Raw genomic sequence first — 10828 nt, forward strand, 5'->3', positions numbered from 1 at the left:
GCCGCGGCGCGCTTTATCCCGCTCTAAGAAAACGGATCGCCTCGTCGCGGCGGAAAAGATAGAGCAGGGTGCGAATCGCCGTGCCTCTCTCGGTGGTCAATTCCGGATCGCGCTCGATGAGGTAAGCCGCATCCTTGCGGGCAATCTCCAGCAGGTCGGCATGCGCCTCGAGGCTGGCGATGCGGAAACCCGGCGTGCCGGATTGCCTTGTGCCGAGCAATTCGCCTTCACCGCGCAGCTTCAGGTCCTCCTCGGCAATGCGGAAGCCGTCCTCCGTCTCGCGCATGATCGAAAGCCTGGCATGGCCGGTCTCGCCGAGCGGTCCCTTGTAGAGCAGGATGCAGGTTGAGGCCTCGTCGCCGCGCCCGACGCGGCCGCGCAGCTGATGCAATTGCGCCAGGCCGAAGCGTTCGGCATGTTCGATCACCATGATCGTCGCATCCGGCACGTCGACACCGACCTCGACGACGGTGGTGGCGACGAGCAGCCGGGTCTCGCCGTTCTTGAACGCCATCATCGCCGCGTCCTTCTCCGGTCCGCTCATGCGGCCGTGGATCAGGCCGACATCAGGGCCAAGCGCTGAGACCAGCGTCGCATGCCGCTCCTCGGCCGACATCAGGTCAAGCTCTTCGGATTCTTCGACTAGCGGGCAGATCCAGTAGGCCTTCTTGCCCTCGGCAATCGCGCTTTGCAGCCGCCCGACGATTTCGCCGGTCCGCTCCATCGGCACGGTGATCGTCTGGATCGGCTTGCGACCGGCCGGTTTTTCGGTGAGCTTGGAGACGTCCATGTCGCCGAAGGCGGCGAGCACCAGCGTGCGCGGGATCGGCGTCGCCGTCATGACAAGCATGTGCGGCGAGAGGCCCTTGGCGGTCAGCCGCAGGCGCTGATGCACGCCGAAACGGTGCTGCTCGTCGACGACGGCAAGCATCAGATTGGCGTAGGCGACGCTGTCCTGGAACAGCGCATGCGTGCCGATGATGATCTGGGCAGCACCCGAGCCGATGCGCTCCAGGATTTCCTCCCTTTCGCGTCCCTTGGTGCGCCCGGTCAGCACCTCGATGCCGAGCCCGGTGCCTGCGGTGAATTTCGAGATCGTCGCGTGATGTTGCCGCGCCAGGATTTCGGTCGGCGCCATCAGCACGGCCTGGCCGCCGCTCTCGATCACCGCTGCCATCGCCATCAGCGCCACCAGCGTCTTGCCGGAACCGACATCGCCCTGCAGCAGCCGCAGCATGCGCTCGTTGCCGGCCATATCCTTCAAAACCTCGGCGATTGCCTCGTTTTGGCTTGATGTGAGCGAGAAGGGCAAGCTCTTCAGGATCTTGCTGCTGATGGCGCCGGTGGCATGCACCGGCTGGCCCGCCACCTTGCGCAGCCTCTGCCGCACCAGGCTCAGCGATAGCTGGCCGGCGAGGAATTCGTCATAGGCAAGCCGCCGCCGGGCAGGGGCCTGCGGGTCGATGTCGGTGGGATCGCGCGGCTCGTGCAGCATGTGGAAGCTGTCGCGGATCGACGGCAGGCCCTGTTTCTCTGTCAACGCCAGGTCGATCCATTCCGGCAGTTCGGGAAAACGCGGCAGGCCGGCGTCGATGATCTTGCGCAGCGTCTTCGGTGAAAGTCCGGCCGTCAGCGGATAGATCGGCTCGACGAGCGGCAGGCTCTCCGCCTCCTCAGCCCTGACGATATAGTCTGGGTGCACCATCGAGGCGCGGCCGTTGAACCAGTCGATCTTGCCGCTGACGGTCACCTCCGCGTCAACGGGAAGCTGCTTTTCCAGCCACGCCGCCTGTCCGCGAAAGAAGACCAGCGTCAGCTCGCCGGTCTCGTCATGCAGGAAGACGCGATAGGGGATGTTGCTTTTGCCGCGCGGCGGCACTTGGTGCCGGTCGACGCGCGCCGTGATTGTTACGACCGCACCCTGTGGCGCGCGGGCGATGCCAGGCTGGTTGCGCCGGTCGATCAGCGAGAAGGGCGCGTGGAAGAGCAGATCGATGACCCGGCAATCCTCCAGCGTCTCGCGCCCGAGCAGTTTGACCAGCAGGTCGGCGATCTTCGGGCCGACGCCCGGAAGGCCCGAAATGGGGGAAAACAGAGGATCGAGAATGGCGGGGCGCATGCGGCCAAAATGCGATGAACAATGCGGCCTTGGCAAGGCTGACAAGCCGCTTTCCAGGGTCTATAGAGGCGCATCAACAGGAAGGTAATGCCATGACAGGTGTCACGCTCACCAGTGCCGGTCTCGACCCGCGCCGCCGCCGGATCCTTTTCCGCTGCTGGCATCGCGGCATCCGCGAGATGGATCTGGTCTTCGGCCAATTCGCCGAAGCCGAGGTCGCCAGACTGTCGGAAGCCGAGCTCGACGAGTTCGAGACGATCATGGCGGAAGAGGACAATGATCTCGTCCGCTGGATCATGGGAACATGGCCGGTGCCCGAGCGTTTCCAGACCCCGATGTTTGCTCGCATCGCCGCCTACAAACCCGATTTTGACAAGCCCCTCAGGACGCCGGAATGATCCCTGGTTTCGATGCGAAGAAGCTTGCGGCCATTGCCGAGCCGCTGACGATCGGCAATGTGCCGGCAGGCCTTGAAACGCTGCTGCTCGCCGAGCTCGCCCGAACGGGAGAGCCGGTCGCCTATGTCATGTCCGACGGCCACCGCATGGCCGATCTGGAGCAGATGCTGGGCTTCGTCGCCCCCGACATTCCGGTTCTCACCCTGCCGGCCTGGGACTGTCTGCCTTATGACCGCGTCTCGCCGAGCGCCGACACCTCCGCCCGCCGGCTGGCCGCCCTCGGCGGCCTCATCGCCCATCGCAAGAAGCCGCATGCGGCAATCGTGCTCGTCACCGCCAATGCCATGCTGCAGAAGGTAGCGCCGCAGGATGTCATTGAAAGCCTGAGTTTTTCGGCCCGTCCCGGTAACCAGCTGCGCATGGACGATCTCGCCGGCCGCCTGGAGCGCAACGGCTTCGAGCGCGTCGCCACCGTTCGCGAGGTCGGCGAATATGCCGTGCGCGGCGGCATTCTCGACGTCTTCGTGCCGGGTTCCGAAGAGCCGGTCCGCCTCGATTTCTTCGGCGACACGCTGGAAAGCATCCGCAGCTTCGATCCGGCCAGCCAGCGCACGATCGGGCAGGTGCGCTCCCTCGATCTCAACCCGATGAGCGAGGTGACGCTGACCCCCGATACGATCAGCCGTTTTCGCAAGAATTACCTCTCCGCTTTCGGCGCGACCACGCGTGACGACGCGCTGTATCTCGCCGTCTCCGAAGGCCGCCGGTACCCCGGCATGGAGCACTGGCTGCCGCTTTTTTACGAGAAGCTCGATACCGTCTTTGATTATTTGAGCGGCTTCCGCATCGTCATCGACCATACGGTGCGTGAAGCAGCCGAAGAGCGCTCCAAGCTCGTTTTTGACTATTACGATGCCCGCCTGAATTCCGGCCAGCCGGCCAAGGGGATGACGCAGGGCACGCCTTACAAGCCGGTGACGCCGGGGCAGCTCTATCTCGACAGCAAGCTTTTCGTCAAAACCCTCGATGCGCTCGGCGCGATCCGCATCAGCCCCTTTAACGAGCACGAGGGCGAGGCGCGGCGGGTCGTCAACATCGACGCCCGCCAGGGCCAGCGCTGGGCTCGTTCGAGTGCCGAAGGCGGCGGCGATGCCGAACGCATCAATATCTTCGACGTCGTCGTCAAGCATATTGCCGATCGCCGCGCCGCCGGCGCGAAAGTGCTCGTCACCGCCTGGACCGAAGGCTCGCTGGAACGCCTGCTGCAGGTGCTGAACGAACATGGCCTGGAAAAGGTCAAGCCGATCGAGGCGCTGAAGGATGTCGGCTCGCTGGCGAGAGGTGAGGCGGCTGCTGCCGTGCTCAGCCTCGAAGCCGGCTTCGAGGCCGGCGACCTCGTCGTCATCGGCGAGCAGGATATATTAGGCGACCGCATGGTGCGCCGCTCGAAGCGCCGCAAGCGCGCCGCCGATTTCATCTCGGAAGTTGCAGGCCTCGACGAGGGCTCGATCGTCGTCCACGCCGAACACGGTATCGGCCGCTTCATCGGGCTGAGGACCATCGAGGCCGCCGGCGCGCCGCATGCCTGCCTCGAGCTGCAGTATGCCGACGAGGCCAAGCTCTTCCTGCCGGTCGAAAACATCGATCTTCTCTCCCGTTACGGCGGCGAGGGCACCGAAGCCCAACTCGACAAGCTCGGCGGCGGCGCCTGGCAGATGCGCAAAGCCAAGCTCAAGAAGCGCCTGCTCGATATGGCCGATGCGCTGATCCGCATCGCCGCCGAGCGCCTGACGCGCCATGCGCCGATGCTGACGACGCCGGAAGGCCTTTACGACGAATTCGCCGCCCGCTTCCCCTATGACGAGACCGAGGACCAGGAAAACGCCATCGAGGCGGTGCGCTCCGATCTCGGCGCCGGCCGGCCGATGGATCGCCTCGTCTGCGGCGACGTCGGCTTCGGCAAGACCGAAGTGGCGTTGCGCGCCGCCTTCGTCGCAGCGATGAACGGCGCCCAGGTCGCCATCGTCGTGCCGACGACATTGCTGTCCCGCCAGCATTTCAAGACCTTCTCTGACCGTTTCCGCGGTCTGCCGGTGCGCATCCAGCAGGCCTCGCGCCTCGTCGGCGCCAAGGAGCTGGCGCTGACCAAGAAGGAAGTGGCGGAAGGCAAGACCGATATTGTCGTCGGCACCCATGCGCTGCTCGGCGCCGGCATCAAATTCGCCAATCTCGGCCTGCTCGTCATCGACGAGGAGCAGCATTTCGGTGTCAAGCACAAGGAGCGGCTGAAAGAGCTGAAGAGCGACGTGCATGTGCTGACGCTGTCGGCAACGCCGATCCCGCGCACGCTGCAGCTTGCCATGACCGGCGTGCGCGAACTGTCGCTGATCACCACGCCGCCGGTCGACCGCATGGCGGTGCGCACCTTCATCTCGCCCTTCGACAGCCTGGTCATCCGCGAGACGCTGATGCGCGAGCATTATCGCGGCGGCCAGAGCTTCTATGTTTGCCCTAGGCTTGCCGACCTCGAGGATGTGCATGCCTTCCTGCAGTCGGATGTGCCGGAGCTGAAGGTCGCCGTCGCCCATGGCCAGATGCCGGCCGGCGAACTCGAAGACATCATGAACGCCTTCTATGAAGGCCGCTACGACGTGCTGTTGTCCACAACCATCGTCGAATCCGGCCTCGACGTGCCTACAGCCAACACGCTGATCGTCCACCGCGCCGACATGTTCGGCCTTGCCCAGCTCTATCAGCTGCGCGGCCGCGTCGGCCGCTCGAAGGTGCGCGCTTTCGCGCTCTTCACCCTGCCGGTCAACAAGGTGCTGACGGCCACCGCCGAACGCCGGTTGAAGGTGCTGCAGTCGCTGGATACGCTCGGTGCCGGCTTCCAGTTGGCAAGCCATGACCTCGATATCCGCGGCGCCGGAAACCTGCTCGGCGAGGAGCAGTCCGGCCACATCAAGGAGGTCGGTTTCGAGCTTTACCAGCAGATGCTGGAAGAGGCGGTCGCCGAGGTGAAGGGTGTCGACGAGATCCACGACACCGGCTGGTCGCCGCAGATCTCCGTCGGCACGACGGTAATGATCCCGGAAGGATACGTTCCCGATCTGCACCTGCGCATGGCGCTCTACCGCCGCCTCGGCGAAATCACCGAGCTCAAGGAGATCGACGGCTTCGGCGCCGAGATGATCGACCGCTTCGGCCCGATGCCGATCGAAGTCCAGCATCTGCTGAAGATCGTCTACATCAAGTCGCTCTGCCGCACCGCCAATGTCGAAAAACTCGATGCCGGCCCGAAGGGTGTCGTCGTGCAGTTCCGCAACAAGGAATTCCCCAATCCGGCCAACCTGGTCGGTTATATCGGCAAACAGGGCACGATGGCGAAGATCCGTCCCGACCACAGCCTGTTCCTGACCCGAGACCTGCCGACGCCGGAAAAACGCCTGCAGGGGGCAGCGGTCATCATGACGCAACTGGCCGAACTCGCGAAATAGAGCAATTCGAGTAAAAGCGTCCGGAACTGCGTGGAAAAGGGAGATTGAGAATGGCGACATACGGCGCAACGATCGCCTGGCAGCGCAACGGCGAGACCTTCACCGACAACCGCTACAGCCGCGCCCACCGCTGGAGTTTCGACGGCGGCATCGAGGTGAGGGCATCCTCTTCCGCGCATGTCGTGCCGCTGCCCTATTCCGCCGAAGATGCCGTCGATCCGGAAGAGGCTTTCGTCGCCTCGCTCTCCAGCTGCCACATGCTCTGGTTCCTGTCGCTCGCCGCCAAACAGCGATTCTGCGTCGACAGCTACACCGATGCCGCCGAAGGCGTGACGGAAAAGAATGCCGAGGGCCGCCTTGCCATGACCGTCGTGACGCTCCGTCCGCATGTCGTCTTCAGCGGCGAGAAGCAGCCCTCGTTAAGCGAGTTCGAAGCCCTGCACCATCGCGCCCACGACGAATGCTTCATCGCCAATTCGGTGAAGACCGAGGTGCGCTGCTTTCCGGTTCTGGGCTGAGCTGCCGCAATAATTACGCGCACCAGATTTGGCGGCTTCAATCGCCCGGCGGTTCTGACCAGCCGATCAGCTTTGCCCAGTCATTGGCGCCGTCCATGATGATGTCGAACACCGGATCCTTAATGTCGTAGTAGAAATCGACGTCGTCGGGAAACCGTTGGGCAAGCCGCTGCTTGATCAGAGCGTAGGCGTTTCCCGCTGTCGGATGGGCGCGCATGTGCAAATTCGCCGGACGCCCGTTGCTGCGATAGAAGGCCTTGCGCAGTTCGCCTTCCGCCAGATCAACTCCCGGAGGGCAGTGATCGATGACGATTGGTCTGCGCTCGAAGCCTGCCTCTTCGAATGCGTCAGCATCGACGTCGGCGAGATCGTGCACCGTTAGTTGAATATCGATGATATTCTTGGCGGGAAGCCCGGGAACGGCCGTCGAGCCGAAGTGATGCAGATATGCCCCGGCGGGTGCTGCGCCCATGATTGCGGATTTGAGGCTCGCAAAATCCTCGACCCAGCTTTGCCGCGGCTCCTCAATTTCGATCCGCATGACCGGTAGCTTCAGTTGAGGCCCGATCGCGCCTCGGCTTTCGCCTTGGCGATATCGCGCAATGCATTCGCGAGCACATCAGGCGTCTGGGCGCCGCTGACGGCATACTGCTGGTCGAAGATGAAGAACGGCACGCCGTTGACGCCCATCTCCTGGGCCGCCTTGATCTCGGCGACGATCAGATCGCGGTCGGCATCGGAGGCAAGCAGCGAGGCGATGACTGAGCGGTCGAGGCCGGACTTTTCGGCGATATCGAGCAGCACCGCATGGTCGCCGACATTGCGGCCTTCCTCGAAATTCGCCTTGAACAGCGCGTCAACGACCTTGTCCTGCTTCTCGCGGCCTTCGATCATCGCCCAGTGGATCAGTCGATGCGCATCGAGCGTGTTCGGGCCGATCTTGATCGCCTCGAAATTAAAGGCAATGCCGACCTCGCGGCCATAATCGCTGAGCATCTTGTGCGCTTGCGCCACGCGCTCCTCGCCGCCGAGCTTCTCCGCCAGCGCCTTCTTCTGGTCGACGCCTTCCTTGGGATAGTCGGGATTGAGCCGGTACGGCCGCCAGTTGATGTCGACGCCGATTTGGTCCTGCACCTCGGCGATGGCGAGTTCCAGCCGCGCCTTGCCGAGATAGCACCAGGGGCAGACGACATCCGAGACGACGTCGATGGTGATACGCTCCATGATGATTTTCCTTCTATGGGTCTCCAAGGGAGACATGTAAGCCGGGCGGTTCGGCTGTTCTTATTGGGCGCTCGTATCCCACCAGAGCGGCAGCTGGTAGCCATAGAGTGGCACCGTGTCGGGATGGCCGATGCGTTTGCTGCGCGCCACCCATTGCTGATCCATATGATAGAGCGGCAGCACGTAATGGCTGGACAGCAGCAGCCGGTCATAGGAGCGCACCGCTGCGGTGAAATCCTCGGCCGAGCGCGCCCGAAGCAGGTGATCGATCAGCGTATCGAGATCGGGGTCGGCAGCGCCTGCGAAACTGTCGCTGCCCTCGCGGGTCTTCGCTGCCGAAGACCAGCGGCCGAGCTGTTCGTTTCCAGGCGATAGCGACGACGTGTAGGACTTCATGATCATGTCGTAGTCAAAACTGTTCGTCCGGCTCTGATACTGCGAATCATCGACCGTGCGAATCGAAGCGGCGATGCCGATGGTCTGCAGCGAACGCTGGTAGGCGACGGCGAGCTTCTCCTGGTCGGCATTCTGCGTCATGATCTCGAAGGCGAGCTGGCGGCCGGAGGCATCGAGCATCTTGCCGCCCTGAATCGTATAGCCGCCCTGTTTCAGCAACTCGACGCCCTGTTTCAGCACATTGCGGTCGCGGCCGGAGCCGTCGGTGACTGGCAGCTTGTAGGTGCCGTCGAGAATCTCCGGGGCAATTTTGTCCTTGATCGGCCCGAGCAGGGCAAGCTCGGCCGCATTGGCGGGGACGCCAAAACTCGACAGCTCGGAATTCTGCCAGAAACTCTGCGTGCGCTTGTAGGCGCCGGAATAGAGGTTCTTGTTCGCCCATTCGAAATCGAACACCAGCGACAGGCCTTCGCGCACCTTGAGATCGGCAAAGATCGGCCGGCGCGTATTGAACACGAAGCCGAGCATGCCGCTCGGCAATTTCGGCGTGAACACGTCCTTGACCACGGCCCCCGAGGTGGCGGCGGGGAAATTATAGGCATTGGCCCAATGGCCGGGATTGCCATCCGGATAGATGTCGACATCGCCCTTCTTGAAGGCCTCGAACAGCGTCGTATCCTGCAGGAAATACTGGACGGTGATCTGGTCGTAATTGTCGGTGCCGACCTTGGCGGGAATGTCCTTGCCCCAGTAGTTGGGGTCGCGCTCATAGGTGATGCTCTCGCCGGGCTTCACCGTCTTCACCTTGTAGGGACCGGACCCGACCGGCGGCGTCAGCGATGAACGGTCGAAGGTTGCCGGATCGATCGCATGTTTCGGCAGCACCGGAAACAGACCGAAAATCAACGGCGTCTCGCGGTCGGCCTTGTCGTTGAAGGTGAAGCGCACGCTGTGCTCGCCGACCTTCTCCATCTTGGCGACGACGTTGAGGCGGTTGGCGAAGGGCACGCGGCCCTTGTCGCGCATCAGCTCGAAGGTGAACATCACGTCTTCCGGCGTCACCGGCTGGCCATCGGCCCATCTCGCCTTCGGATTGAGGTTGAACTGAATGAAGCTCCGATCGTCGTCCCATTCGACCGTCTCGGCAAGCAGGCCGTAGAGGGTGAAAGGCTCGTCCCTGGAGCGCTGCATCAGCGATTCGTAGACGAGATTGCCATAGTCCGGATCCCACATGCCGCGCGCCGTCGTGCGCATGCTCTTCAGGATGAACGGGTTGAGGCTGTCGAAGGTGCCGACCACGCCATAGGTGATCTTGCCACCCTTTTTGACGTCGGGATTGACGTAAGGGAAGTGCTTGTAATCAGCCGGCAGAGCAGGCTCGCCGTGCATCGCGATGCCGTGCAGCGGCTCGGCGGCGACCGTGCCGCACAGCAGCGAGAGGACGAGGGGGACGACGATACGGAGCATTCGACAATCCTTGATCCGTGAAAACGGGGCATGATTCACGCCAAGATTATCATGGGGTCGACCGATTCCAACACGGAGCGGCGATTTCTTTGGCATCGCGACGAAATGCGCGTCAAATTGCCAAAGAAGTGCTGGATATCTTGCACGCTGCGATGTAACAGGTGAACCCGAAGTTTAGGGGTCATGCATTTGCCTTATTTTTTTAAGAGGTGGAGTGCCGAACGACCCGATGGTTGGGGCGGCAAGACGTTGCCCCGAACGGATATCAGGAGACGGAATTCGTTATGATGTTCAAGTCTGAAAAGAAAATGCGGGCAGCACTGTCCGTTCTGGCAGTGGTGTTCGGCGCTTCGGCTCCGGTCTCCTCCTTCGCACAGGATGCGGCGACACAGGCTCCGGCCGATGCCCCGGCACAGGCCGCAGGAGCGCCGAAGCTCGGCTGGTACAAGACCTGCAGCAAGCAGGAAGACAACGACATCTGTGTTGTCCAGAACCTGATCCTCGCCAATGGCGGCCAGCTCGTCACGGCCGTCGGCCTGATCTCGGTTTCCGGCAAGATCAACCGCAAGCTCCTGCAGGTCTCGGTTCCCACTGCACGCCTCGTCCCTCCCGGCGTCCTCATGCAGATCGACGGCGGCAAAGGCCAAAAGCTCGACTACGCCGTCTGCCTGCCGGACAAGTGCACCGCTGAAATCCCGCTGACCGACGCGATGATCGCCAGCCTCAAGAAGGGCAGCGACGTGATCTTCACCTCGATCAACTTCCGCCGCGCCCCGAACCCGATCAAGATTTCGCTTGAAGGCTTCACCGGTGCTTATGACGGCGAACCGGTTTCCGAATCCAAGCTCGCTGAAAGCCAGCGCAGCCTGCAGGACAGCATGCAGAAGAAGGCCGAAGAAGCCCGCAAGAAGCTGGAAGACGCGCAGAAGGCAGCCAAGGCGCAGTAATCCTGTCACCTTCTTTGAAACAGAAACCCGGCTTCACGCCGGGTTTTTTGTTGGTAGATTTCGATCTCTGCAGCTTGTGCCACCGTGGTCCGGTTCGTGCCAATGGCTGCCCCTCACCCTCTCCCCGTAAAAACGCTAGGGCATATACATATCTCGCAAAGCCCATCCATCGGCGACGGCTCGAAAGTATTTGAGGCCGTTGAAGAAGGTGATTGGGCCCGGCGGCTTGGCCGAGGCGTAGCCGTTCCAGCCGCCGAGCTTG

The 10828-nt window shown here is 62.6% G+C and carries 8 protein-coding genes; 4 read left to right on the forward strand and 4 right to left on the reverse strand.

Annotated elements, in window-relative coordinates:
- Positions 1-13: 13 nt before the first annotated feature.
- Positions 14-2119, reverse strand: a complete 2106-nt coding sequence (gene recG / locus ACIPSK_RS03790; protein WP_162118615.1) for an ATP-dependent DNA helicase RecG — start codon at positions 2117-2119, stop codon at positions 14-16.
- 92 nt (positions 2120-2211) lie between these two features.
- Here recG and ACIPSK_RS03795 point away from each other — a divergent pair, with 92 nt between their 5' ends.
- The 3 genes from ACIPSK_RS03795 to ACIPSK_RS03805 are packed head-to-tail and all read left to right on the forward strand — an operon-like array spanning position 2212 to position 6532.
- On the forward strand, positions 2212-2517 hold the full coding sequence (locus ACIPSK_RS03795) for an FAD assembly factor SdhE (protein ID WP_012757428.1): 306 nt from the start codon (positions 2212-2214) through the stop codon (positions 2515-2517).
- Positions 2514-6014, forward strand: a complete 3501-nt coding sequence (gene mfd, locus ACIPSK_RS03800) for a transcription-repair coupling factor (protein ID WP_162118614.1) — start codon at positions 2514-2516, stop codon at positions 6012-6014. Before ACIPSK_RS03795 ends, mfd begins: the two co-directional genes overlap by 4 nt.
- A gap of 50 nt (positions 6015-6064) precedes the next feature.
- Positions 6065-6532 carry an OsmC family protein gene (locus tag ACIPSK_RS03805; RefSeq protein ID WP_162118613.1) on the forward strand — a complete coding sequence of 156 codons (468 nt, stop codon included), beginning with the start codon at positions 6065-6067 and terminating at the stop codon, positions 6530-6532.
- Positions 6533-6569: 37 nt separating this feature from the next.
- On the opposite strand, the gene ACIPSK_RS03810 is transcribed toward ACIPSK_RS03805, so the two are convergent.
- Genes ACIPSK_RS03810 through ACIPSK_RS03820 form a run of 3 tightly spaced genes read right to left on the reverse strand, consistent with a single transcriptional unit; the run spans position 6570 to position 9619 of the window.
- On the reverse strand, positions 6570-7073 hold the full coding sequence (locus tag ACIPSK_RS03810; RefSeq protein ID WP_162118612.1) for a GrpB family protein: 504 nt from the start codon (positions 7071-7073) through the stop codon (positions 6570-6572).
- An 11-nt stretch (positions 7074-7084) separates the two neighbouring features.
- On the reverse strand, positions 7085-7756 hold the full coding sequence (locus ACIPSK_RS03815) for a DsbA family oxidoreductase (RefSeq protein ID WP_162118611.1): 672 nt from the start codon (positions 7754-7756) through the stop codon (positions 7085-7087).
- 60 nt (positions 7757-7816) lie between these two features.
- Positions 7817-9619, reverse strand: a complete 1803-nt coding sequence (locus ACIPSK_RS03820) for an extracellular solute-binding protein (RefSeq protein WP_162118610.1) — start codon at positions 9617-9619, stop codon at positions 7817-7819.
- Positions 9620-9903: 284 nt separating this feature from the next.
- Between ACIPSK_RS03820 and ACIPSK_RS03825 the strand changes: the two genes are divergently transcribed.
- Positions 9904-10566, forward strand: a complete 663-nt coding sequence (locus ACIPSK_RS03825) for an invasion associated locus B family protein (protein WP_017964275.1) — start codon at positions 9904-9906, stop codon at positions 10564-10566.
- The last annotated feature ends 262 nt before the right edge of the window (positions 10567-10828 follow it).

The sequence above is a fragment of the Rhizobium sp. LARHSG275 genome, assembly GCF_052871115.1.

Bases quoted from the DNA above. Each gene is read 5' to 3' on its own strand.
- recG (WP_162118615.1), bottom strand. From the start codon at position 2,119: ATGCGCCCCGCCATTCTCGATCCTCTGTTTTCCCCCATTTCGGGCCTT.
- ACIPSK_RS03795 (WP_012757428.1), top strand. From the start codon at position 2,212: ATGACAGGTGTCACGCTCACCAGTGCCGGTCTCGACCCGCGCCGCCGC.
- mfd (WP_162118614.1), top strand. From the start codon at position 2,514: ATGATCCCTGGTTTCGATGCGAAGAAGCTTGCGGCCATTGCCGAGCCG.
- ACIPSK_RS03805 (WP_162118613.1), top strand. From the start codon at position 6,065: ATGGCGACATACGGCGCAACGATCGCCTGGCAGCGCAACGGCGAGACC.
- ACIPSK_RS03810 (WP_162118612.1), bottom strand. From the start codon at position 7,073: ATGCGGATCGAAATTGAGGAGCCGCGGCAAAGCTGGGTCGAGGATTTT.
- ACIPSK_RS03815 (WP_162118611.1), bottom strand. From the start codon at position 7,756: ATGGAGCGTATCACCATCGACGTCGTCTCGGATGTCGTCTGCCCCTGG.
- ACIPSK_RS03820 (WP_162118610.1), bottom strand. From the start codon at position 9,619: ATGCTCCGTATCGTCGTCCCCCTCGTCCTCTCGCTGCTGTGCGGCACG.
- ACIPSK_RS03825 (WP_017964275.1), top strand. From the start codon at position 9,904: ATGATGTTCAAGTCTGAAAAGAAAATGCGGGCAGCACTGTCCGTTCTG.